Origin of the sequence: Pseudomonas sp. GL-RE-29 (assembly GCF_019947275.1) — a bacterium.
Classification (GTDB): domain Bacteria; phylum Pseudomonadota; class Gammaproteobacteria; order Pseudomonadales; family Pseudomonadaceae; genus Aquipseudomonas; species Aquipseudomonas fluorescens_A.
This window is the reverse complement of sequence record NZ_JAGYGD010000004.1, coordinates 150,225-172,646: the sequence shown is the minus strand read 5'-3', so window position 1 is coordinate 172,646 and position 22,422 is coordinate 150,225. Positions and strand designations below refer to the sequence as shown.

Sequence of the window (22,422 nt, the reverse complement as noted above, 5' to 3'; positions counted from 1 at the left end):
AATTCAAGGTGCCAGCTTGGCTTTCACGGCCTCCAGGCCTGGTTTACCGTCAATGGTGGTTACGCCAGCGAGCCAGGTATCGAGCACCTGGGGGTTCTTTTTAAGCCAGGCCTTGGCGGCCGCGTCAGGCTTCATTTTATCGTCGAGGATGTTGCCCATCAGTTCACTTTCCATGTCGACAGTGAACTCCAGGTTCTTCAGCAACTGACCGACGTTGCTGCATTCCGAGGCGTACCCTTTGCGGGTGTTGGTCGCGACGGTGGCGGCGCCAAAATCGGGGCCGAAGAAGTCGTCGCCGCCGGTCAGGTACTGAATCTTGAAGCGCTTGTTCATCGGGTGCGGGGCCCAGCCGAGGAACACCACGGCGGTGTCGCGTTTCTGCGCGCGGTCGACCTGCGACAGCATGCCCGCCTCGCTGGACTCGACGACTTTGAAACCGGCGTCTTTGAGGCCGAAGGCGTTCTTGTCGATCATACTCTGGATCAGGCGGTTGCCGTCGTTGCCGGGTTCGATGCCATAAATCTTGCCGTCGAGTTCTTTCTTGAATTTGGCGATGTCGGCGAAATCATGCAGCCCTTTGTCGTACAGCGCCTGTGGGACGGCGAGGGTGTACTTGGCGCCTTTGAGGTTGGTGCGCACGGTTTCCACGGTGCCCGCATCGCGGTAGGCCTTGATGTCGTTTTCCATGGTCGGCATCCAGTTACCGAGGAACACGTCCATGTTCTTGCCGTCGGCCAGGGACTTGTAGGTCACGGGCACGGAAATCATGGTGGTCTTGGTCTTGTAGCCGAGGGCGTTGAGCACGACGCTGGTGGTCGCGGTTGTTGCGGTGATGTCGGTCCAGCCGACATCGGAGAAGTTTACGGTGCTGCATTGGGCCGGTTCGGCGGCTTGCGCCAGAACCGGCAGACTAAGCATGGCGGCCAACAACAACGAACGGGAACCTTTCATGGATGGACTCCTTGGTGTTTTTTTTGGCAGTGTTCCGACTGGACCACCGCACTTATAGGTTGCGGTTGGATGGCGTTTTGGAGACATCTCTACCACGGCGCCTTGCAATCGAGTCGATACGATCATGTACCAGTGAAAATCTGACGCCTACAGGGTGCGTCGTAACCAGTACAGGGATGGTCGTATCCAGTGTCAGTGACGTCGTTTACAGATTTTTTCAGCCCCATTTCCCCTTCTGATTCGCAAAAAAACGGCGAAAACATGGCGCAAAACGCACGCGGCGTTAGTGGGCATGAGTGCGTCGGTGTGAGACGTCGAACGACATGACAAAAGCCTGATGATGCGGCCATCTCGGCGGATTGCAGCTTGAGCGTAGCAGCTCCGCCACCGGGCGCTTTTGCGTCTGGATCAGGCTCATCCAGGAGTTCGGCAGTAATGGCTATCAGTGTTTTCGACCTGTTCAAAATCGGCATCGGCCCTTCCAGTTCGCACACCGTGGGGCCTATGCGGGCGGCAGCGCTGTTCGTGCAGGGTTTGCGTGAGCGGGGGTTGCTTGAGCAAGTGCGGCGCGTCGAAGTTCAGCTCTATGGTTCGTTGTCCGCCACCGGTATCGGCCACGGCAGCGACAACGCGGTGATCATGGGCCTGATGGGCGAGTGGCCGGATGCGATCGATCCGTCGCAAATCGGCATTCGCATCGCCACCCTGCGCGAAACCGACACCCTGTTGCTCGACGGTCGCGTGTCAGTGCCGTTCATCTGGGCTCGGGACATGCGCCTGATCGACGAAAACCTGCCGTTCCATCCCAACGCCATGACCCTGATTGTCGAAGGCGATGACGGTGAGTTGCATCGCGACACTTATTATTCGGTCGGCGGCGGTTTTGTCGTCGACGAAGCCCAGGCTTCAAGCGGCGTCGTTGACCTTGATCGCACCGTATTGCCGTACGATTTTTCCAGCGCCGCCGAGCTGCTGGAACTGTGCAAAACGCACAACCTGCGCGTGGCCGAATTGATGCTGGCCAACGAGAAGGTTTGGCGCAGTGAGGAAGAAATTCGCAGCGGCCTGATGACGCTCTGGCGCGCCATGCAGGATTGCGTCGAGCACGGCCTCAAGCACGAGGGCATATTGCCTGGCGGCCTGAATGTGCGTCGGCGCGCGGCCAAGCTGCATCGCAGTTTGCAGGAGCTGAATAAACCCAACGTGATCGGCTCCACGCTTAGCGCCATGGAATGGGTCAACCTGTTCGCCCTGGCAGTCAACGAAGAAAACGCGGCCGGCGGGCGCATGGTCACGGCACCGACCAATGGCGCGGCGGGGATCATTCCGGCGGTGTTGCACTACTTCATGAAGTTCAGCGAAGACGTGACCGACGCCAACGTCGTCGACTACTTCCTCGGCGCGGCAGCGGTCGGGATTCTGTGCAAGAAAAACGCTTCGATTTCCGGCGCCGAAGTCGGTTGCCAGGGTGAGGTCGGCTCGGCTTGCGCCATGGCAGCAGCGGGGCTGGCGGAAATCCTCGGCGCCACGCCGGAGCAACTGTGCAACGCGGCGGAAATTGGTTTGGAACATAACCTCGGTCTGACCTGCGACCCGGTGGGCGGGCTGGTGCAAGTGCCGTGCATCGAGCGCAACGCGATTGCCGCGGTGAAAGCGATCAACGCGGCGCAGATGGCATTGCGCGGTGACGGTCAGCACTTTATCTCGCTGGACCGGGTGATCCGCACCATGCGCGATACCGGTGCTGATATGCATGACAAATACAAAGAGACATCGCGGGGTGGATTGGCGGTTAGCGCGGTTGAGTGTTGAGACCCTGTGGCGAGGGAGCTTGCTCCCGCTCGGCTGCGCAGCAGTCGTAAAAATCTTGGGGTCGCTTCGCGCCCCAGCGGGAGCAAGCTCCCTCGCCACGGAAAGCACTTTTCCAACCGAGACCAGTCAAAACTGCGCGCTAAGTGAACACGCAATCCCAGGCGCGCCACCTTTTGGCGCGTCGCTCACAGATAAGTAACTGACTTCAAAATCAGGTCCTTCCCCGGCCTGACCATCCGTCACCTGTGCCTGCGGTGACACTCTTTACGGGCTGCTCGCAGCCCTGTTCCCACAAGTGCTACCGATTTGCTCACACGCAACGGGACAGCACGTTTGCCTTGCCTGATGGCACTTATAACCCCTACTCACTGCGTGTCTTATATAGACACATTCCGACGTCGTTTTTAGGAGTTATTGAACGCACATTCAAATTTAGGCATGGCAATTGCTCTGTCATTACAAAGCCCGTCTCCCACGCGAGAACGATGGCGATAACAAGAGCCTCCGCCTGAGGCCATCACCCGCTTTGTGTGAGGAGATACCGCGATGACGTCGTTCAACTCCGGGGCCCAACCCCAGAACCGTGCGCCTCAATCCATCGGCTTTTTGCTGCTGGACAATTTCACGCTGATTTCTCTGGCTTCCGCAGTCGAACCTCTGCGCATGGCCAACCAATTGTCCGGTCGCGAGTTGTATCGCTGGACCACCCTCACCGTCGATGGCGGTCAGGTCTGGGCCAGTGACGGTCTGCAAATCACCCCTGATGCCTCCATGCACAAAGCCCCCGCCCTGGACACAGTGATTGTCTGCGGCGGTATCGGTATTCAACGCACTGTTACCCGCGAACACGTGTCATGGCTGCAAAGCCAGGCGCGTCAGTCCCGTCGCCTCGGCGCAGTGTGCACCGGCAGTTGGGCCCTGGCCTGTGCCGGCCTGCTGGACGGTTTCGATTGCAGCGTGCACTGGGAATGTCTGGCGGCGATGCAGGAAGCTTTCCCGCGTGTGGCCATGAGTACCCGCCTGTTTACCCTCGACCGTAACCGCTTCACCAGCTCCGGTGGCACCGCGCCGTTGGACATGATGTTGCACCTGATCAGTCGCGATCACGGCCGTGAACTGTCGGCGGCGATTTCGGAGATGTTCGTCTACGAGCGCATTCGCAACGAACAGGATCACCAGCGTGTGCCGCTCAAGCACATGCTCGGCACCAACCAGCCGAAGTTGCAGGAAATCGTTGCGCTGATGGAAGCCAACCTCGAAGAGCCGATCGACCTCGACGAACTGGCGGTGTACGTCGCCGTGTCCCGTCGTCAGCTGGAAAGGTTGTTCCAGAAATACCTGCATTGCTCGCCGTCGCGTTACTACTTGAAGCTGCGCCTGATCCGCGCGCGGCAACTGCTCAAGCAAACGCCGATGTCGATCATCGAAGTGGCGTCGGTGTGCGGCTTCGTGTCCACGCCGCACTTCTCCAAGTGCTACCGCGAATACTTCGGCATTCCGCCGCGTGACGAGCGCGTTGGGTCCAACACCACGCAGCAAGTGGCGATGATGCCGCTGCCGCAAGCGCTGGTGCTGTCGCCGTTGTCCGGGCCGTTGTCGGCGCTGAGCCAAGCGCGTAATGAGTCGACGTTTGCCAGCGTAAGGCTCTAAAGCAGAGGCGCTTTTGTGGCGAGGGAGCTTGCTCCCGCTGGGCTGCGCAGCAGCCCCAAGTCCGGTATATGCGATCTTCCCGGTAGGTTGCATTTACCGGGTTTTCGACCGCTTCGCGCTCGAGCGGGAGCAAGCTCCCTCGCCACAGAGTGTTACACCTCGGCCCTCAGGCGCTACGGCTCTGCTGAAACTCCGCCAACGCCGGCAGCAACTGCTTGTCGATGGCCTGACGTACCGCCGGCAGGATGGTCGCGCTGCTGGTGTACATCTGCTTGACCATGGTCCGCAACTCGGTTGCCCGTTCGATGTTCAAACCCCGCACTGCACATTCACAAGCCTGCTCGGCCGTGGCGCCGCTCGGTACTTGAAATCCCAACGCTTTCAGTTGGCCCAACAGGTCTTCCTGGTCTATCAAATCGGCGTACATCATGACGCAATCCTTCTTCAGGGAACGGTGTCGTGGCTCGATTCTGGTAGTGGCACGGAGTGGCGGCAAGGGCGATTTGTCGCAATGGCCGCAATGACTATGAACAGGTCGTTTTCGGGCTATTTGCCTGCGAAGAGAGTCGGCACACTGGACCCAGCTCGCTTCACGAAGGTTTGGTCACCCTCGCGCAACGGCTCCTCAACAGTACCCTCCTCAGCTCCGATCCTGTCACGGCTTGATCGGGGTTTTTTTTGCCTGTGAATCCGGGATTTTGTGTTGCCTGTTCGGACGCCATCGCGGGCAAGCCCGCTCCCACAGGGATCGCAAAAACCTGTGGGAGCGGGCTTGCCCGCGATGAACGATGACGCGGTCTAGCGTTGCAAAACGAGGATCCGCGACAACAACTCATCCCGATCCACATAACACCCCTGGAAATGCCGCGCCCCGGTGGCGGGATCAAACGCATTGCGCGCGTGCAAAGTGCGGCGGTTGTCGAAGCACCACAACTCGCCCGGATTGAGCCTTTGCATCAACCGGAACCGGGGCTCGCGGGTCATCGCAATAAACCGTCGATACGCACGATAAAGCTTGGGCATCTGCTCCACCGACGCATCAAACGGACCCCGCAAAAAGTTCGCCATGCGAATTTCCGACACCTGCCCCAAAGGATCCAGCGCGATGATCGGCGCCAGGCAGCGGTAGTCGCTGTGACGGTCTTTATTGCGGAATTCCACGGGGATCTCGCAGAGACTCTTGAACGACTCGGGATCTTCCAGGCGTAACGCTTCGGCGATGGCAAAACCGTCGACAAAAATGCTCTCGCCACCCTCGGCATCATTGACCAGGCAATGAAGGAATTGCAGCCCCGGTTGCAGCTCGCGAGTCGGCAGATCGCTGTGCAGCGGCAAGTTGAACGCGGTGTAGGCATTGCTATCGGCATCAGCCTTGGATTGCACGTTGAACAGCACGCCGAAATTGCTCTCGCGGATGAAGGAAATGCGCTGGGCGATCAGCTTCAAGGAGCCGGGCTCGGTCGGTACGCCACGAACCTGGGTCAGGCCGACGTCACGCACCGCCAGCAGCCATTGCAACAAGGCTTCGTTGTCGCTCATCAGCGCTTGGTAATCGAACACTGGCAGCTGCAAATCACTGCGCCAGAGTTTGGCTTTCGCCTTGCCGGCGCGGCGCTCGGCACGGGACTCGTCGTCGTAAGCGTGGGCGCGCAACCAGCCAGGATCGAAGCGGCTGAGGTGATCGTCCTGCCACTGCACGCACAGGCAACCTTCGGCATCGATGCGGGTTTCGGCAGGTGTCAGGTTTTCCGGCACGTCGACGATTTCCAGCACCTGCTCACGGGTCACCGTGTAGACGCATTGCGGGCACGGGCAGTTGTCCCGCAGCCATTGATGATGAAACGGGCTGACACGGTCGTCGGCCCACTTCACCAGAACACGATCCGCTATGGCCTCAACGCCTGTCAGCGCGCTGATCAACGGATAAGTACGGAAGTCGGCAAAAGCGGCGGCGGTGTTCAATGGCGATCTCCTTGTTATTTTTGGGGTGGTAACGCGATTACTCGGCCGATGTATTCAGGGGTTGGCAGATCGGCTTGCTCAGCGACGATGGCTTGCAGCTTGCCCAACGTTACTTCGCTGAACGGCGTGGAGCGCGGTCCGTCGAGGTCGACGTGCAGCAGCATTTGCTCGTTGCCTGCCAGCTCCTTGTCATCGCCTATCAAATACAGGCTGTGATAGAGGTGCAGACGTTTGGCGTCGTGGGCGATGATCTGCGTGCGCACTTCGACATCAGCGTCGAGCTTCACTTCATGCAGATAGTTGAGGTGTAGTTCCAGGGTGAACAGTGAATTACCGCTGGCTTCGCGGTTGTTGCTGTCCATGCCGAGGCGATCCATCAACGCATCGGTGGCGTAGCTGAAAATCAGCAGGTAGAAGGCGTCGCGCAGGTGGCCGTTGTAGTCGACCCAGTCGGGGATGATTCTGGTCTGGTAGGTGGTGAGGGTGGGCATAAAGCACTCCACAGATAGTTGCTGGCATACACATTTGTGGCGAGGGAGCTTGCTCCCGCTGGACTGCGAAGCAGTCCCAAAACCTCGAAACGCGGCATAACAGACAGATCGCATTCACTGGTTTTACGACCGCTGCGCGGCCGAGCGGGAGCAAGCTCCCTCGCCACAGGTGACTGCGGTTATTCGGCAAACGCCATCCCATGCTTCTCTTTGGTGGTCTTCACTGCCTCCAGCACCGCGAGCAGGCAGTCATCACGATAGCGCTCCAATGCCGAAATGCTGTGCTTGCCGAGTTGATCACTGGTGCCATCCACCACGTCATCAATCAACTTATCGGTCAGTTCCGGCGCCGGCAGATAAGTCCACGGCAACTGCAGCGCCGGGCCGAACTGCGCCATGAAGTGGCGCATGCCGGCATCGCCGCCGGCCAGAGTGTAGGTCAGGAACGTCCCCATGAACGACCAGCGCAGACCCGCGCCAAAACGAATTGCATCGTCGATTTCGCCAGTGGTCGCCACGCCGTCGTTGACCAGGTGCAAGGCCTCGCGCCATAGCGCTTCGAGCAAACGGTCGGCGATGAACCCCGGCACTTCCTTGCGCACGTGCAGCGGGCGCATGCCGAGGAATTCATAGACTTTCATCGCTGCTTGAACCGCTTCCGGCGCAGTGTTTTTACCGCCGACCACCTCCACCAATGGCAACAGGTAAACCGGGTTGAACGGATGGCCGACAACGCAGCGTTCCGGGTGCGTGGCGCTCTCGTAGAATTCGCTCGGCAACAAGCCGGAGGTGCTCGAACCGATCAGGGCATCAGGCTTGGCCGCCGCGCTGATTTTGCTGTGCAGTTCCAGTTTCAGCTCCAGGCGTTCCGGAGCACTTTCCTGGATGAAGTCGGCGTCGCGCACGCATTCTTCGATGGTGTCGACGAAGCGCAGGCGATCTTGCGAGGCGCCGGGTGCCAGGCCTTGTTTCTCCAACGCGCCCCATGCATTGGCCACGCGTTTGCGCAGGGCGGCTTCGGCACCGGGCGCCGGGTCCCAGGCCACCACATCCAGGCCGTGGGCGAGGGCGCGAGACACCCAGCCGCTGCCGATGACGCCGCTGCCCAGCGCAGCGAAGGTTTTGATATCGGTAATGAAGGTCATTGTGGCGTCCTAAAAGATTCGCTGAATCCTGTAGGAGCTGCCGAAGGCTGCGATCTTTTGACTTTGGCTTTTTAAAAAACAAGATCAAAAGATCGCAGCCTTCGGCAGCTCCTACAGGTTTTGTTGTGTGGGGCTCAGCCGCGTTGGGTCAGGCCCATTTTTTTGCGGCCTTCAGCCGGGGTCAGTACGCGGGCGCCGAGGCGGCTGAGGATTTCGCTGGCGCGTTCGACCAGTTGGCCGTTGGTCGCCAGCACGCCCTTGTCCAGCCACAGGTTGTCTTCCAGTCCGACCCGAACGTTGCCGCCCAGCAGCACCGCTTGCGCCGCCATCGGCATTTGCATGCGACCGATGCCGAAGCCGGCCCACACGGCATCGGCCGGCAGGTTGTCGACCATGGCTTTCATGGTGGTGGTGTCCGCCGGTGCCCCCCATGGAATGCCCAGGCAGAGCTGGAACAGTGGGTTGTCGAGCAAGCCTTCCTTGATCATCTGCTTGGCGAACCACAGGTGACCGGTGTCGAAGATTTCCAGCTCGGCCTTAACGCCCAGCTCTTGAATGCGTTTGGCGCCAGCACGCAGCTGGGCCGGGGTGGAGACGTAAATGGTGTCGCCATCGCCGAAGTTCAGGGTGCCGCAATCGAGGGTGCAGATTTCCGGTAGCAATTCTTCGACATGGGCCAGGCGGGTCAGCGGGCCGACCAGATCGGTGTTCGGACCGAACTCCATCGGGCTCTCGCCCGCGCCGATTTCCAAGTCGCCGCCCATGCCGGCGGTGAGGTTGACGATGATGTCGACGTCGGCCTCGCGGATGCGCTCCATCACTTCGCGGTAGAGCGCCACGTCACGGCTGAACTTGCCGGTTTGCGGGTCGCGAACGTGGCAGTGCACCACGGTGGCGCCGGCCTTGGCGGCTTCCACGGCGGCAGCGGCGATCTGTTTCGGGGTGACCGGCACGTGTGGGCTCTTGGCGGTCGTGTCGCCAGCACCGGTGAGTGCGCAGGTGATGATGACGTCGTGGTTCATGTGGCGGTTTCCTTCAGGCGTAGTGGTCCCGTTCGCAGCCCTGTCGGGCTGCGAGTCGGTGGTTCAAATGAGGTTTACTTGCTGGTCAGTTTCAGATTTTCAGCCGCCGGTTTGCCGTCGAAGGTAGTGACGCCTTCGAGCCAGCGCTGCTTGTCTTGCGGATGGTCTTTCAGCCATTGCCTTGCCGATTCGAAGGCGTCCTTGTGATCCAGCAACGGCTGCATCATCCGGCTCTCATCTTCGGCGGTGAACGTCAGATTGCTCAGCAGGCGGCCGATGTTCGGGCATTGTTCGGCGTATTTAGGCGCGGTGACGGTCCACACCGTGGCCATGCCTTCGTCCGGGCCGAGGGCGTCTTCGCTGCCGGTGAGGTAGGTCATTTGCACGTTGACGTTCATCGGGTGCGGCGCCCAGCCGAAGAACACCACGGCTTCCTTGCGGCGCACGGCGCGATCCACCGCGGCGAGCATGCCGGCCTCGCTGGACTCGACCAACTGGAACTTGCCGAGGCCGAACTGGTTCTTGGTGATCATCGCCTTGATCTGGGTGTTGGCGCCCGAGCCCGGCTCGATGCCGTAGATCTTGCCGCCCAGTTCTTTTTCGAACTTGGCGATGTCAGCGAAGGTTTTCAGGCCTTTGTCGGCGAGGTAGGTCGGAACGGCGAGGGTGGCGCGGGCATCTTTCAGGCTGGGCGCTTCAAGCACTTGGACCTGGTTGGCGTCGACGAACGGGGTGATGGTCTGGGTCATCAGCGGGTTCCAGTAACCCAGGAACAGGTCCAGGCGCTGATCGCGAATCCCGGCGAAGATGATTTGCTGGGACGCACTGGTTTGTTTGGTGTTGTAGCCGAGGCCATCGAGCAATACCTGGGTCATCGCGCTCGTGGCGATGACGTCGGTCCAGTTCACCACGCCCATGCGCACATTCTGGCAAGAGGCGGGTTCGGCGGCCATGACGCTGGCGCTCAGCAAAGCGGTACCACTGAGTGCAAGAACACAGCTGCTGATCAGTCGTTTCATTCTCAGGTTCCTCGGCAGTTTCATTATTGTGAGTTCCGGCGTCTGATGCGCCGGTGATGACACGTTACGCAGCAAATCAGCCATGAAAGCGCACTGCGGCGACCAGCACTTGCACTGCAGCGACCTGTCCTCTTGAATGCCTGTGGCAAGTGGCGTATCAACATCCTCACGCTACCCGTCCTCACGTTACGTGCCATCGAGTACGCTCCATGTCCCAGGATTTCTATTTCTTGTTGATGCCGGGTTTCTCGGCCATTGGATTTATCTCGGCCATCGAGCCGCTGCGGGTCGCCAATCGTTTTCGTGGTGAGCTGTATCGCTGGCATGTGCTGAGCGCCGATGGTGGCGCGGTTTTGGCCAGTAACGGCATGTCGGTTAACGCCGATGCAGCGTTGGAGCCGTTGAAAAAAGGAGCGACATTATTGGTGGTCGCCGGCTTCGAGCCGTTGAAGTTCACCACTCCAGCGCTGGAACACTGGCTACGGCGGCTGGACAACGAAGGCGTGACCCTCGGCGCCATCGACACCGGCAGTTTCATCCTCGCCGAGGCGGGCCTGCTCGACGGCCATCGCCTGACCCTGCACTGGGAAGCCATCGACGCCTTCAAGGAGTCCTATCCGCAGCTCAGCGTCACCCAGGAGCTGTTCGAGATCGACCGTCGGCGTATTACCTCTGCGGGCGGTACCGCTTCCATTGATTTAATGCTGGATCTGATCGCCCAGGCCCACGGCCCGGAACTGGCGATCCAGGTCAGCGAGCAATTCGTGCTCGGGCGCATCCGCCCGCGCAAAGACCACCAGCGCATGGAAGTTGCCACGCGATATGGGATCAGCAACAAGAAACTGGTGCAGGTCATCGGTGAGATGGAGCAACACAGCGAACCGCCGTTGAGTACGCTGGAATTGGCGGAATCGATCAAGGTGACGCGGCGGCAGCTAGAGCGGCTGTTTCGTCTGCATCTCAACGACACACCGAGCAATTTCTATCTGCGATTAAGGCTGGAAAAAGCGCGGCAGTTGCTGCGACAGACCGACATGAGCGTGTTGGAAGTGAGTATTGCCTGCGGGTTTGAATCGCCATCGTATTTCACCCGCAGTTATCGGGCGAAGTTTGAGCGTTGTCCGCGAGAGGATCGGCGTACCGCGAAAGCATAAACACCCGGGGAACCTGTAGGAGCCGGCTTGCTGGCGATGGCAAACGAAAGATCACCATGATGCCACTGGCTTCATCGCCAGCAAGCCGGCTCCTACACAGGATGTGTTGCGGTTATTTCTTCATCAACGCCGAACACGCCGCCTTGTACGCCTCATGCTGATATTTGTTCAACGTCGTCGGCGGCTCAAAACCGTGCTTCTTGGCTTGCGCATTGATCGTCTGTGGCGACAAAAGCGTCACCTCACAATTCTCCAGCAACTGGAAAACCCCCTCGATCTTGAACGTCGTCGGCCCACCGGCAAACTCACCTTTCTTGCTGCGTTTTTTTATCGCGATCCGATCAATCGAATTCTCGCGCACGAACGAAGCAACCTGAGCCGCGAAGACTTTGACGTTGGCGGCTTCGTCGTCATCGTCGAGGGCAATTTTCTTGGTGGCGAGCGCTACATGGCTCAGCGCCGAGCCTTCGAGGTCGGCCACGGCAATGATCGCTTCGCTGCCTTTGATTTCGATGCCGCAGACTTTCATGTTGAATCCCTTTTCTGGCTGAAGGCGTGAAGCTTACAGCTCAAGTTGACTGGCGTTGATGCCAAAAGCCGCCGCGATTTTCTCGCGAGTCGCTCTGCGCGGCTTTGCGACCGTTTCCTGCTGGGCGAAGGCCGGTTGGGAGATGCCCATGCGTTTGGCCACTTCATCCTGTGTAAGGTTCAAGTGTTCGCGCCAGGCGCGTACTGGCAGCGCTCCATCGACAATGCGGCTGACAACTTCGTGAGGGATCATGCTGTTTTCCATCCTTTGTGGTTACTCCTGCCCAATCGACTCCAAAAACTCCGACCGCTCATCACTCATCCGTGCCACGCAATCATTCTGCGCAATCGTGAACGCCTTGCTGCCCGCTGTGGCCGGGAAGGCTTCGACGGCGCAATCGGCGTCGCGGGTTTTCAGCCATTGTTGCTGGGCGGCTTTGATTTTGGCGGTGATGTCGGTCAGTTGCGACGGGTTCTTGCCGTAGAGCGACTGCATGCGCTCGTTCAGGCTTTTGTAGTTTTCGCTCAGCAGGTCTTCGGCGGTGGTTTTGCTGAAGGCCGAGCATTCCAGGGTCTGGATGTCGTTTTCGACTTTGTCGCAGGGGTTGTCGTCGGCTTCTTCAGCCGCGTGTACGCCAGTCGCCATCAGTGCCAAAACCAGGAAGATCGATTTCATTACATCGCCCCAAATTTAGTAATGCGGCGAATTCTGGCCCAAGCGCGGGGCCTTGAACAGGGCGCTGATTGCGCCCGGCGACGACCCTTTGTCGCAGATTGACGCTTTCGGCAAACCCCCTGTCGTTTTTGCACCCGGTCGCCCCGGTGCTCAGGCATATGCTGGCCCCAAAGCGCCGGCAGACGATTCGGCGCATGAATCGCTAATAAGGGGACAGCCTGATGAGCCCAGCCGAATTGCACGCCGACAGTATCGTTATCGACGGGCTGATTATTGCCAAGTGGAACCGTGAGCTGTTCGAAGACATGCGCAAGGGCGGTCTGACCGCAGCCAACTGCACCGTGTCGGTGTGGGAGGGCTTCCAGGCCACCGTCAACAACATTGCCGCCAGCCAGAAACTGATCCGCGAGAACAGCGACCTGGTGATTCCGGTGCGCACCACCGCCGACATCCGCAAGGCCAAGGAGCAGGGCAAGACCGGCATCCTCTTCGGCTTCCAGAACGCCCACGCGTTTGAAGACCAGATCGGCTACGTCGAGGTGTTCAAGCAGCTGGGCGTCGGTATCGTGCAGATGTGCTACAACACCCAGAACCTGGTCGGCACCGGTTGCTACGAGCGCGACGGCGGTCTGTCGGGCTTCGGTCGTGAAATCGTCGCCGAGATGAACCGCGTTGGCGTGATGTGCGACCTGTCCCATGTCGGTTCCAAGACTTCCGAAGAAGTCATCCTCGAATCGAAGAAGCCGGTGTGCTACTCCCACTGCCTGCCGTCGGGCCTGAAAATCCACCCGCGCAACAAGTCCGATGAAGAACTGAAGTTCATCGCCGACCACGGCGGTTTCGTCGGCGTGACCATGTTCGCGCCGTTCCTCGCCAAGGGCATCGATTCGACCATCGACGACTACGCCGAAGCCATCGAATACACCATGAACATCGTCGGCGAAGACGCCATCGGCATCGGCACCGACTTCACCCAGGGCCACGGCCAGGACTTCTTCGAATACCTGACCCACGACAAGGGCTACGCCCGCCGCCTGACCAGCTTCGGCAAGATCATCAACCCGCTGGGCATCCGCACCGTCGGCGAGTTCCCGAACCTGACCGAAACCCTGCTCAAGCGCGGCCATTCCGAGCGTGTGGTGCGCAAGATCATGGGCGAGAACTGGGTCAATGTTTTGAAAGACGTTTGGGGCGAATAAGCCGCCGCACTTCTGAATCCTTTCCCCCGGCCGTCCGTGCCGGGGGCAACACCAAAATTTTTCTGGAGTTAAGTTTCCATGGCCAAGATCGCCCCGCAATTGCCTATCGAAGTCGACAGCGAAACCGGTGTCTGGACCTCCGACGCCCTGCCGATGCTGTACGTACCGCGCCATTTCTTCGTCAACAACCACATGGGCATCGAGGAAGTGCTGGGCGCCGAAGCCTACGCCCACATCCTCTACAAGGCTGGCTACAAGTCCGCCTGGCACTGGTGTGAAAAAGAAGCTGAATGCCACGGCCTGGAAGGCGTTGCGGTGTTCGAACACTACATGAAGCGTCTGTCGCAACGCGGCTGGGGCCTGTTCAAGATCCAGGACATCGACCTCGACAAAGGTACCGCCAGCGTCAAGCTCGAACACTCGGCGTTCGTGTACGTGTACGGCAAGGTCGGGCGCAAGGTTGATTACATGTTCACCGGCTGGTTTGCCGGCGCGATGGACCAGATCCTCGCCGCTCGCGGCAGCCAGATTCGCACCGTGGCCGAGCAAGTCTACGGTGGCTCCGAAGAGGGCCACGAAGACGGCTTGTTCATCGTCAAGCCGTTGTAAGTCGAGGAACCCGCCATGGCTTTCGAAGCAATGTTCCAGCCGATCCAGATCGGCAAACTGACCATCCGCAACCGCGTGCTCAGCACCGCGCACGCCGAGGTCTACGCGACCGACGGCGGCATGACCACCGACCGGTACGTCAAGTATTACGAAGAGAAGGCCAAGGGCGGGATCGGCCTGGCGATCTGCGGCGGCTCGTCCGTGGTAGCCATCGACAGCCCGCAGGAATGGTGGAGCTCGGTGAACCTGTCCACCGACCGGATCATTCCGCACTTCCAGAATCTGGCCGATGCCATGCACAAGCACGGCGCCAAGATCATGATCCAGATTACCCACATGGGCCGTCGCTCCCGTTGGGACGGCTTCAACTGGCCGACGCTGATGTCGCCGTCCGGTGTGCGCGAGCCGGTGCACCGTGCCACTTGCAAAACCATCGAGCCGGAAGAGATCTGGCGGGTGATCGGCAACTATGCGCAGGCAGCACGCCGCGCCAAGGCCGGTGGCCTGGACGGCGTCGAACTGTCGGCGGTGCACCAGCACATGATCGACCAGTTCTGGAGCCCGCGGGTCAACAAGCGTACCGACGAGTGGGGCGGCAGTTTCGAAGGCCGCATGAAGTTCGGTCTGGAAGTGTTGAAAGCCGTGCGCGCCGAGGTCGGTGACGATTTCTGCGTGGGCATGCGTATCTGTGGCGACGAGTTCCACCCGGACGGCCTGTCCCATGAGGACATGAAGCAGATCGCCAAGTATTACGACGACACCGGCATGCTGGATTTTCTCGGCGTCGTGGGTTCGGGTTGCGACACCCACAACACCCTGGCCAACGTGATTCCGAACATGAGTTATCCACCGGAGCCGTTTCTGCACTTGGCTGCCGGCATCAAGGAAGTGGTCAAGGTTCCGGTGCTGCACGCGCAGAACATCAAGGACCCGAACCAGGCCACGCGTATTCTGGAAGGCGGCTACGTCGACATGGTCGGCATGACCCGTGCGCACATCGCCGACCCGCACCTGATCGCCAAGATCAAGATGGGCCAGATCGACCAGATCAAGCAGTGCGTCGGCGCCAACTACTGCATCGACCGTCAGTATCAAGGTCTGGATGTGCTGTGCATCCAGAACGCCGCGACTTCCCGTGAATACATGGGGCTGCCGCACATCATCGAAAAAACCACCGGCGTGAAGCGCAAAGTGGTGGTCGTGGGTGCCGGTCCTGCGGGGATGGAAGCGGCTCGCGTGGCTGCCGAACGTGGCCACGACGTGACACTGTTCGAGAAGAAAGAATTCATCGGCGGGCAGATCACCACCGCTTCGAAAGCGCCGCAACGGGACCAGATCGCCGGTATCACCCGCTGGTATCAACTGGAACTGGCGCGCTTGAAAGTCGACCTGCGCCTGGGTACCGCGGCGGATGCGCCGACCATCATGGACCTGCGTCCGGACGTGGTGGTGCTGGCTGTCGGCGGTCATCCGTTCATCGAGCAGAACGAACACTGGGGCGCGGCTGAAGGCCTGGTGGTCAGCAGCTGGGACATCCTCGACGGCAAGGTTGCACCGGGCAAGAACGTGCTGGTCTACGACACCATCTGCGAATTTACCGGCATGTCCACCGCCGACTTCATCGCCGACAAGGGCAGCCAGGTCGAGATCGTCACCGACGACATCAAGCCGGGCGTCGCGATTGGCGGTACGTCGTTCCCGACTTACTACCGCAGCATGTACCCGAAAGAGGTGATCATGACCGGCGACATGATGCTGGAGAAGGTCTACCGCGAAGGCGACAAGCTGGTGGCGGTGCTGGAAAACGAATACACCGGCGCCAAAGAGGAGCGGGTGGTGGACCAGGTGGTCATCGAAAACGGTGTGCGCCCGGACGAGGAAATCTACTACGCGATGAAGGAAGGCTCGCGCAACAAAGGCCAGATCGACGTCGAAGCCTTGTTCGCGATCAAGCCGCAGCCATGCCTTGAGCAGAGCGGTGACGGCTACCTGCTGTTCCGCATCGGCGACTGCGTGGCCCAGCGCAACGTGCACGCGGCCATCTACGACGCGTTGCGGTTGTGCAAGGATTTCTAGCGGATAACCACCATCACCTGTGGCGAGGGAGCTTGCTCCCGCTGGGTTGCGAAGCGGCCCCAAAACCTGCAGTCGAGGTGCATCAGATATGCAACTGCGGCTGTTTTGGGAGCGCTCCGCGCTCCAGCGGGAGCAAGCTCCCTCGCCACAAGTAGGTGCGTTGCTCTTACCGGCACGCACACGACCCCGAGGTCTTTGGGAGCTCCACCATGTTGAACACCCTTCTTCCAATCCTGTTGTTCGCTGCCCTGGGCCTTGCGGTTCTCGGCGCGTTGCGGCGGGTAGCCATGTGGCGCCGGGGCCGGGCCTCCAAGGTCGACCTGATCGGCGGCCTGTTCGCCATGCCCAAGCGTTACATGGTCGACTTGCACCACGTGGTCGCGCGGGACAAGTACATCGCCAACACCCACGTCGCCACGGCGGGCGGTGCGGTGGCGTCGATTGTGCTGGCGATTCTGGTGCACGGTTTCGGCCTGCATAACCGCATCCTCGGTTACGCGCTGCTGCTGATGTCGGCGGTGATGTTCGTCGGTGCGATCTTTATGTACCTGCGTCGGCGCAACCCACCAAGCCGTTTGTCCAAAGGCCCGTGGATGCGCCTGCCGAAAAGTCTTTTGGCGTTCTCGGCATCGTTCTTCCTGTTGACCCTGCCGGTGGCCGGAATCCTGCCGGAAAACTTCGGTGGCTGGCTGGTCGCGGCGATTCTCGGCATTGGCGTGCTGTGGGGCGTGTCGGAATTGTTCTTCGGCATGACCTGGGGCGGGCCGATGAAGCACGCCTTCGCCGGTGCCCTGCACCTGGCCTGGCACCGTCGCGCCGAGCGCTTTGGCGGTGGCCGTTCCACCGGTTTGAAACCGCTGGACCTGAATGACCCGAGCGCACCGCTGGGCGTGGAAAAACCCAAGGATTTCACCTGGAACCAGCTGCTCGGTTTCGACGCCTGCGTGCAGTGCGGTAAATGCGAAGCGGCATGCCCGGCCTTCGCCGCCGGCCAGCCGTTGAATCCGAAAAAACTGATTCAGGACATGGTCGTCGGCCTCGCCGGTGGCACCGACGCCAAGTTCGCCGGCAGTCCGTATCCCGGCAAGCCAATCGGCGAACACGCGGGCAACCCGCATCAGCCGATCGTCAATGGTCTGGTGGATGCCGAGACGCTGTGGTCGTGCACCACGTGCCGCGCCTGCGTCGAGGAATGCCCGATGATGATCGAGCACGTCGATGCCATCGTCGACATGCGCCGCCATCTGACTCTGGAAAAAGGCGCCACACCGAACAAGGGCGCGGAAGTTCTGGAGAACTTGATCGCTACCGACAACCCGGGCGGTTTCGCACCGGGCGGACGGATGAACTGGGCGGCGGACCTGAACCTCAACCTGATGAGTGAGAAGAAATCCGTCGACGTGCTGTTCTGGGTCGGCGACGGCGCCTTCGACATGCGCAACCAGCGCACCCTGCGCGCCTTCGTCAAAGTGCTGAAAGCAGCAAAGGTCGACTTCGCGGTACTTGGTCTGGAAGAGCGTGACAGCGGTGACGTGGCCCGACGCCTGGGCGACGAAGCGACTTTCCAGTTGCTGGCCAAGCGCAACATCCAGACCCTGGCCAAATACAGCTTCAACCGCATCGTCACTTGCGATCCGCACAGCTTCCACGTGCTGAAAAACGAATATGGCGCATTCGATGGCAACTACCTGGTGCAGCACCACAGCACCTACATGGCGGAAATCATCGGTGCCGGCGCATTGAACCTCGGCCAACACAAAGGCAACAGCGTGACCTATCACGACCCGTGCTACCTCGGCCGCTACAACGGCGAGTACGAGGCACCGCGCGAAGTACTGCGCGCACTCGGGATCGAAGTGAAAGAGATGCAACGCTCCGGATTCCGTTCGCGCTGCTGCGGCGGTGGTGGCGGTGCGCCGATCACCGACATCCCGGGCAAGCAACGGATCCCCGACATGCGCATGGAAGACATCCGCGAGACCGGAGCCGAACTGGTGGCCGTGGGTTGTCCACAGTGCACGGCGATGCTCGAAGGCGTGGTCGAACCTCGGCCACTGATCAAGGACATCGCCGAACTGGTGGCCGACGCGTTGCTCGAAGACGAAGCGCCGAAGTCGACCACCCCGGCCAAACGTGAACCAGCGGAGGTGCACTGATGAGCGACATTATCCGCCGCGACCCCCGCGCCGAATGGATCGCCCGTAACCGCCTGCATCCGCTGCACGCGGCCATGCAACCGGCGCAGCACAGCTGGATGGGACCGAACGGCGTCATCCGCAAGAATCCCCATGGCATCGGTTTTATCGGTCCCAACGGCATTAAACGCATAGACCGCAGTGGCGCTCAGCAGGGCGGCACGAGCAAACGCTCGGCCGCCGTCGAAGTTCAGTTGCCATTGCATCAAGTGCCCGCACCGGCATTTTACATCAGCGTTGTACCGGACATGGTCGGTGGCCGCTTGAGCAGCCACGACCGTGACTTGCTCGGTCTGGCTCATCAATTGGCTGGCAACGACGGCGCGGTGTTGGTCGTGGTCTTCGGCGAACACAAAGAGAGCGCCTTCGCGACCGCTGGCGTCGACCGCTTGCTGGTGCTGGAAGGCGAGGAATTCAGTGGTTATGCACCGGAGCAACGGGTCCAGGGCTTGCGGGCTGTGGATAACCAGTTCAGTCCACGTCACTGGTTGCTCCCTGACAGCCGCACCGGTGGCGGCGAACTCGGTCGACGCTTTGCCGCGGCCCTGGGCGAACGTCCGGCTACGCGGGTCTGGCAGGTCAAAGACGAAGAGTGCATCGGCCGTGCTGGTGCCGGTTTGCAAGACCTGGCCCGCCCGGTCGCTCGGCTGATTCTGGCTGCCGTCGAATGTGCCGAACCCGTCAGCGAAACCCGACACGAAGCCTTGCCGGTGGAGTTATCCACAGCCGTAGCGCGCAGCTTGTCGCGCATTGAGGATCTGGGCGCGGTGGCGGTGGATCCGGCGGCGATTCCGATGGCCGAAGCCGAGTTCATTTTCTCTGGCGGGAACGGGGTCAAGGACTGGGGACTTTTCCACAGAACGGCTGAAGCGTTGGGCGCCACCGAAGGTGCGTCCCGCGTGGCGGTGGACGACGGCTTCATGGCTCGCGATCGTCAGGTCGGCGCCTCCGGCACCTGGGTCACCGCTCGCGTCTATGTGGCGGTGGGGATTTCCGGGGCGATCCAGCACCTGCAAGGCATCGGTGCCTGCGACAAGGTGGTGGCGATCAACCTCGACCCTGGCTGCGACATGATCAAACGGGCCGACCTGTCGGTGATCGGCGAAAGCGCCGAGATTCTTCAAGCCTTGATCGATGCGGTAGCGGCTTACCGCAACGACGCCAAGCGCGATGCGGCTTAAGGGAAGGAAAGGGTTATGAGCACGAAAATCATCAGCCTGGTGTCCATTGGTGCCCACCCGACTTCCGGCCGGCCACGTCGCGCGGAACAGGATGCGAGGGCGGTGGAGCTGGGTCTGCAACTGGCTGGGGATAACTTGCAGGTGCTGCATGCCGGCGACGTCGCCGAGCCTGCGTTGCGCGCTTATCTGGGCATGGGGCTTGAGCAGTTGCACGTGCTGGAACAACCGGAGGGCGCCGATGCGTTGCCGGCGTTGACCGCGTATTTGCGTGATGCCGGGGCACAAGTGGTGCTGACCGGCAGCCAGGCGGAAACCGGTGAAGGCTCGGGCATGTTGCCGTTCCTGTTGGCGGAAAGTCTGGGTTGGCCGCTGGTGGTGGGGCTGGCACAGGTTGAGTCCATCGACGGCGCTTCGGCGCTGGTGCTGCAAGCCTTGCCCCGTGGTCAGCGCCGTCGCTTGAAGGTTCGTTTGCCGTTCCTCGCGACTGTGGATAACGCAGCGCCCAAGCCTCGGCAGAGCGCCTACGGTCCGGCCCGACGGGGGGTGTTGCAGGCCGATGAAGTGGAGATCGTCAACGATGAACTGCTGGCGGTCGCGACCCTGCAACCAGCAAAACCACGGCCTAAACGCTTGAAGGTGATCAAGGCCAAGAGCGGCGCCGATCGAATGAAAGCGGCGACGGCCAAGGCTAGCGGCGGCGGTGGGCAAGTGCTCAAGGGCGTGACGGCGCAGGCGGGGGCCGAGGCCATCCTCAAGTTGCTGATCGAAGAAGGCGTGGTCCGCTGATGCTTCTGTAGGAGCTGCCGAAGGCTGCGATCTTTAGACTTTGATTTTTTAAAAGCAAGATCAAAAGATCGCAGCCTTCGGCAGCTCCTGCATGGAGGTTGGCTTGTTACCGCGAGCAATCCCACAAGGAAAAGCAATGGCAGTTGAATTTCGCTCGGCAGTGCGCGCGGATGCGCGAGAGATTGCGCGGTTGTTCCAGATTTCATCGGAGGGTGCTGCGGATTACATCTGGAGCCAGGGCCGAGCCCGGCCAGGAGCTATTGGACGTCGGTGCACTCCGTTACGCCCGTGACGGTGTGGATTTCTCCTGGCAGAACTGCCTGATCGCCGAGGCGGGCGGGAACATCATTGGCATGCTGCACAGTTACGTGATGCGTCACGACCCGTTTGCAGCGCCGGTGACCGATCCGGTGCTGGCGCCGTATGCCAAGATGGAAATCCCGGACACACTCTACATTTCCAGCCTGGCACTGCACGAGGGCTGGCGAAATCAGGGGCTGGGCAAGCAGTTTCTTGCCTACGCTTACGACCGCGCCAGCCAGCTCGGGCTCAATGGCCTGAGCCTGATCGACTATGCCGCCAACACCGGCGCCCGGCGTTTCTATGAGCGCCATGGCTTTCGTATTGTCGATACCTGCCAGATCACGCCGCATCCGATGATTCGGGTCACCGGTGAGGCTTATTTGATGTATCGGCCTTAGCGGGAGGCTCCGTAACGGGCGGACCCCTAGCAGAACTGATAGTGTTGGCGTTGCAGTTTGTTTGTTAGGGTATCGCAGAGTTAATACCCTCCTTCACCAGCAGGGCCAGGGCGTTTGCGGGCCAGAAACAGACAGGCATGGCGGGTTATTCAGGTCTTCTCAAGGACGCTGTCGATGCCCAACTCCCTCTCGATTCAATGTGTAAAGCACTCGCCCGCAGCAGTGCCGCTGTACTCCCGAATCCTGTTGCTGACCAGTGACGTGCAGCAAAGCGTTCTCGGCGAACTGGATCAGCGTGGTTCGAATCCCTTCGTTTATTCCCCCCATGGTTTGCAGAGTGGCGTTAGCCAGGCAGCGACGCATCTGGGATTCAATGGGCAGCTCAAGGAACGATCAACCGGGTGGTATCACCTGGGCAATGGCTATCGCGTCTATAACCCGTTGCTGATGCGGTTTCACAGCCCGGATCGGTTGAGTCCGTTTGGGAAGGGCGGGGTGAATGCCTATGCCTATTGTCAGGGTGACCCTGTCAACTACTCGGATCCAACGGGTCAATGGCCTCTTCTTCCATTGGTTCAGCGAGGCCTGACCGTCGCGCTGCACTCGGTGGTTCCGATTGGCATGATCCTGGGGCCCAAGGTTTCAGGAGTGGCTTTAGGCGCTACCCGTATCAGTCTCGCCGGTTCCGTTGGCAGTGCTGTCGGAGCAGCCATGCAGATAGCGGGATACTCCGCAGGAGCCTATGTCAACGCTACCGGGACAACAGCGTTGTTGGCTGGTGCGGCGACGCGCGGAGCTGTTGCGCTCAAGAACGCATTCCACAGTAACCATTTGTGGAAAACGGTAAAGGATAACGTCAAAAATATCCTGGGTTTGGGAGATTCTCCATCGGTCGTTCAACCGCCCAAGCAGTTTAATGTGGCCGTTGAGAAGTCTCTAGCACATGAAACCATGACTATCAGGAATTAAAGATTTCGTTGAGCTCATTTTTACTGTGCGCTGGTCGTCTGGATCAATGCGCGATACCCGGCTGAAGACGGGTCGATCCTGCTTGAACCGAGTTTGAACATTTTCAGCGTTGCCCGAGCTGTTTACCCACAATCCCTGTTAGCGCTTCTGTGGATAACATGTTCGCCCCTCGCTACGGCCCATGCAAACCGCGGCCCGTAAGCGTTAGATCAAAAAACAACCAGCGTAACTTGCGGTTTTCCAATGCTTTTTCCTGAGGGGAAAGGGTTCTGGGTGTTCATACTTGCCCCCAATCT

At 60.2% G+C, this 22,422-nt stretch carries 19 protein-coding genes and 2 pseudogenes; 11 read left to right on the top strand and 10 right to left on the bottom strand.

What is annotated here, in order from left to right; genetic code table 11:
* Positions 1 to 3 precede the first annotated feature (3 nt).
* A complete protein-coding gene (locus KGB21_RS05555) occupies positions 4 to 951 on the bottom strand; it encodes a choline ABC transporter substrate-binding protein (RefSeq protein ID WP_223504100.1) in 948 nt (315 codons plus the stop codon).
* Positions 952 to 1,386: 435 nt separating this feature from the next.
* On the opposite strand from KGB21_RS05555, the gene KGB21_RS05550 reads away from it, so the two are divergent.
* Positions 1,387 to 2,763, top strand: coding sequence for an L-serine ammonia-lyase (locus KGB21_RS05550; protein ID WP_223504098.1), 1,377 nt, complete (start codon positions 1,387 to 1,389; stop codon positions 2,761 to 2,763).
* Between the two features lie 546 nt (positions 2,764 to 3,309).
* Complete coding sequence (locus KGB21_RS05545; protein WP_150773583.1) at positions 3,310 to 4,413, top strand: GlxA family transcriptional regulator; 1,104 nt, start codon at positions 3,310 to 3,312, stop codon at positions 4,411 to 4,413.
* Between the two features lie 166 nt (positions 4,414 to 4,579).
* On the opposite strand, the gene KGB21_RS05540 is transcribed toward KGB21_RS05545, so the two are convergent.
* From KGB21_RS05540 to KGB21_RS05515, 6 genes are all read right to left on the bottom strand, one after another.
* Entirely contained in the window at positions 4,580 to 4,843 is a 264-nt protein-coding gene (locus tag KGB21_RS05540; RefSeq protein WP_034147469.1) for a hypothetical protein, read from the bottom strand.
* A 368-nt stretch (positions 4,844 to 5,211) separates the two neighbouring features.
* Positions 5,212 to 6,375 (bottom strand): gamma-butyrobetaine dioxygenase, encoded by a 1,164-nt coding sequence (locus KGB21_RS05535; protein ID WP_223504096.1) that lies wholly within the window; start codon positions 6,373 to 6,375, stop codon positions 5,212 to 5,214.
* 14 nt (positions 6,376 to 6,389) lie between these two features.
* On the bottom strand, positions 6,390 to 6,866 hold the full coding sequence (locus tag KGB21_RS05530; protein ID WP_223504094.1) for a thioesterase family protein: 477 nt from the start codon (positions 6,864 to 6,866) through the stop codon (positions 6,390 to 6,392).
* Positions 6,867 to 7,045: 179 nt separating this feature from the next.
* On the bottom strand, positions 7,046 to 8,011 hold the full coding sequence (locus KGB21_RS05525; RefSeq protein ID WP_223504092.1) for an L-carnitine dehydrogenase: 966 nt from the start codon (positions 8,009 to 8,011) through the stop codon (positions 7,046 to 7,048).
* A gap of 134 nt (positions 8,012 to 8,145) precedes the next feature.
* Positions 8,146 to 9,033, bottom strand: coding sequence for a 3-keto-5-aminohexanoate cleavage protein (locus KGB21_RS05520; protein WP_223504090.1), 888 nt, complete (start codon positions 9,031 to 9,033; stop codon positions 8,146 to 8,148).
* A 74-nt stretch (positions 9,034 to 9,107) separates the two neighbouring features.
* Positions 9,108 to 10,052, bottom strand: coding sequence for a choline ABC transporter substrate-binding protein (locus tag KGB21_RS05515; RefSeq protein WP_034147464.1), 945 nt, complete (start codon positions 10,050 to 10,052; stop codon positions 9,108 to 9,110).
* 209 nt (positions 10,053 to 10,261) lie between these two features.
* Between KGB21_RS05515 and KGB21_RS05510 the strand changes: the two genes are divergently transcribed.
* A complete protein-coding gene (locus KGB21_RS05510; RefSeq protein ID WP_034147463.1) occupies positions 10,262 to 11,206 on the top strand; it encodes a GlxA family transcriptional regulator in 945 nt (314 codons plus the stop codon).
* Positions 11,207 to 11,318: 112 nt separating this feature from the next.
* On the opposite strand, the gene KGB21_RS05505 is transcribed toward KGB21_RS05510, so the two are convergent.
* The 3 genes and pseudogenes from KGB21_RS05505 to KGB21_RS05495 form a co-directional block, all read right to left on the bottom strand.
* Positions 11,319 to 11,735 (bottom strand): DUF3010 family protein, encoded by a 417-nt coding sequence (locus KGB21_RS05505; protein WP_223504088.1) that lies wholly within the window; start codon positions 11,733 to 11,735, stop codon positions 11,319 to 11,321.
* Positions 11,736 to 11,768: 33 nt separating this feature from the next.
* A pseudogene (locus tag KGB21_RS05500) lies at positions 11,769 to 11,990 on the bottom strand (helix-turn-helix domain-containing protein); the annotation flags it as partial.
* 18 nt (positions 11,991 to 12,008) lie between these two features.
* Positions 12,009 to 12,410: a lysozyme inhibitor LprI family protein gene (locus tag KGB21_RS05495; protein WP_223504086.1), complete on the bottom strand. Its 402-nt coding sequence runs from the start codon at positions 12,408 to 12,410 to the stop codon at positions 12,009 to 12,011.
* Positions 12,411 to 12,631: 221 nt separating this feature from the next.
* On the opposite strand from KGB21_RS05495, the gene KGB21_RS05490 reads away from it, so the two are divergent.
* The 8 genes and pseudogenes from KGB21_RS05490 to KGB21_RS05455 all read left to right on the top strand — a co-directional run bounded on the left by KGB21_RS05490 (position 12,632) and on the right by KGB21_RS05455 (position 22,126).
* Entirely contained in the window at positions 12,632 to 13,609 is a 978-nt protein-coding gene (locus tag KGB21_RS05490) for a dipeptidase (RefSeq protein ID WP_008033250.1), read from the top strand.
* A gap of 78 nt (positions 13,610 to 13,687) precedes the next feature.
* On the top strand, positions 13,688 to 14,218 hold the full coding sequence (locus KGB21_RS05485) for a DUF5943 domain-containing protein (RefSeq protein WP_223504084.1): 531 nt from the start codon (positions 13,688 to 13,690) through the stop codon (positions 14,216 to 14,218).
* A 15-nt stretch (positions 14,219 to 14,233) separates the two neighbouring features.
* Positions 14,234 to 16,294, top strand: coding sequence for a dimethylglycine demethylation protein DgcA (gene dgcA, locus KGB21_RS05480; protein ID WP_034147459.1), 2,061 nt, complete (start codon positions 14,234 to 14,236; stop codon positions 16,292 to 16,294).
* Positions 16,295 to 16,503: 209 nt separating this feature from the next.
* Complete coding sequence (dgcB, locus tag KGB21_RS05475) at positions 16,504 to 18,450, top strand: dimethylglycine demethylation protein DgcB (RefSeq protein WP_034147458.1); 1,947 nt, start codon at positions 16,504 to 16,506, stop codon at positions 18,448 to 18,450.
* On the top strand, positions 18,450 to 19,670 hold the full coding sequence (locus KGB21_RS05470) for an electron transfer flavoprotein subunit alpha/FixB family protein (RefSeq protein WP_223504082.1): 1,221 nt from the start codon (positions 18,450 to 18,452) through the stop codon (positions 19,668 to 19,670). The genes dgcB and KGB21_RS05470 overlap by 1 nt, the downstream gene beginning before the upstream one ends.
* Positions 19,671 to 19,685: 15 nt before the next feature.
* On the top strand, positions 19,686 to 20,456 hold the full coding sequence (locus KGB21_RS05465) for an electron transfer flavoprotein subunit beta (RefSeq protein WP_223504080.1): 771 nt from the start codon (positions 19,686 to 19,688) through the stop codon (positions 20,454 to 20,456).
* Positions 20,457 to 20,592: 136 nt separating this feature from the next.
* Positions 20,593 to 21,157: pseudogene (locus tag KGB21_RS05460) on the top strand (N-acetyltransferase family protein).
* Between the two features lie 174 nt (positions 21,158 to 21,331).
* Positions 21,332 to 22,126: an RHS repeat-associated core domain-containing protein gene (locus KGB21_RS05455; RefSeq protein ID WP_223504078.1), complete on the top strand. Its 795-nt coding sequence runs from the start codon at positions 21,332 to 21,334 to the stop codon at positions 22,124 to 22,126.
* Positions 22,127 to 22,422 lie beyond the last annotated feature (296 nt).

What these genes read in the sequence shown, in the direction of transcription:
- KGB21_RS05555 (WP_223504100.1), bottom strand. Translation starts at nt 951, where the DNA reads ATGAAAGGTTCCCGTTCGTTGTTGTTGGCCGCCATGCTTAGTCTGCCG.
- KGB21_RS05550 (WP_223504098.1), top strand. Translation starts at nt 1,387, where the DNA reads ATGGCTATCAGTGTTTTCGACCTGTTCAAAATCGGCATCGGCCCTTCC.
- KGB21_RS05545 (WP_150773583.1), top strand. Translation starts at nt 3,310, where the DNA reads ATGACGTCGTTCAACTCCGGGGCCCAACCCCAGAACCGTGCGCCTCAA.
- KGB21_RS05540 (WP_034147469.1), bottom strand. Translation starts at nt 4,843, where the DNA reads ATGATGTACGCCGATTTGATAGACCAGGAAGACCTGTTGGGCCAACTG.
- KGB21_RS05530 (WP_223504094.1), bottom strand. Translation starts at nt 6,866, where the DNA reads ATGCCCACCCTCACCACCTACCAGACCAGAATCATCCCCGACTGGGTC.
- KGB21_RS05525 (WP_223504092.1), bottom strand. Translation starts at nt 8,011, where the DNA reads ATGACCTTCATTACCGATATCAAAACCTTCGCTGCGCTGGGCAGCGGC.
- KGB21_RS05520 (WP_223504090.1), bottom strand. Translation starts at nt 9,033, where the DNA reads ATGAACCACGACGTCATCATCACCTGCGCACTCACCGGTGCTGGCGAC.
- KGB21_RS05515 (WP_034147464.1), bottom strand. Translation starts at nt 10,052, where the DNA reads ATGAAACGACTGATCAGCAGCTGTGTTCTTGCACTCAGTGGTACCGCT.
- KGB21_RS05510 (WP_034147463.1), top strand. Translation starts at nt 10,262, where the DNA reads ATGTCCCAGGATTTCTATTTCTTGTTGATGCCGGGTTTCTCGGCCATT.
- KGB21_RS05505 (WP_223504088.1), bottom strand. Translation starts at nt 11,735, where the DNA reads ATGAAAGTCTGCGGCATCGAAATCAAAGGCAGCGAAGCGATCATTGCC.
- KGB21_RS05495 (WP_223504086.1), bottom strand. Translation starts at nt 12,410, where the DNA reads ATGAAATCGATCTTCCTGGTTTTGGCACTGATGGCGACTGGCGTACAC.
- KGB21_RS05490 (WP_008033250.1), top strand. Translation starts at nt 12,632, where the DNA reads ATGAGCCCAGCCGAATTGCACGCCGACAGTATCGTTATCGACGGGCTG.
- KGB21_RS05485 (WP_223504084.1), top strand. Translation starts at nt 13,688, where the DNA reads ATGGCCAAGATCGCCCCGCAATTGCCTATCGAAGTCGACAGCGAAACC.
- dgcA (WP_034147459.1), top strand. Translation starts at nt 14,234, where the DNA reads ATGGCTTTCGAAGCAATGTTCCAGCCGATCCAGATCGGCAAACTGACC.
- dgcB (WP_034147458.1), top strand. Translation starts at nt 16,504, where the DNA reads ATGTTGAACACCCTTCTTCCAATCCTGTTGTTCGCTGCCCTGGGCCTT.
- KGB21_RS05470 (WP_223504082.1), top strand. Translation starts at nt 18,450, where the DNA reads ATGAGCGACATTATCCGCCGCGACCCCCGCGCCGAATGGATCGCCCGT.
- KGB21_RS05465 (WP_223504080.1), top strand. Translation starts at nt 19,686, where the DNA reads ATGAGCACGAAAATCATCAGCCTGGTGTCCATTGGTGCCCACCCGACT.
- KGB21_RS05455 (WP_223504078.1), top strand. Translation starts at nt 21,332, where the DNA reads ATGCCCAACTCCCTCTCGATTCAATGTGTAAAGCACTCGCCCGCAGCA.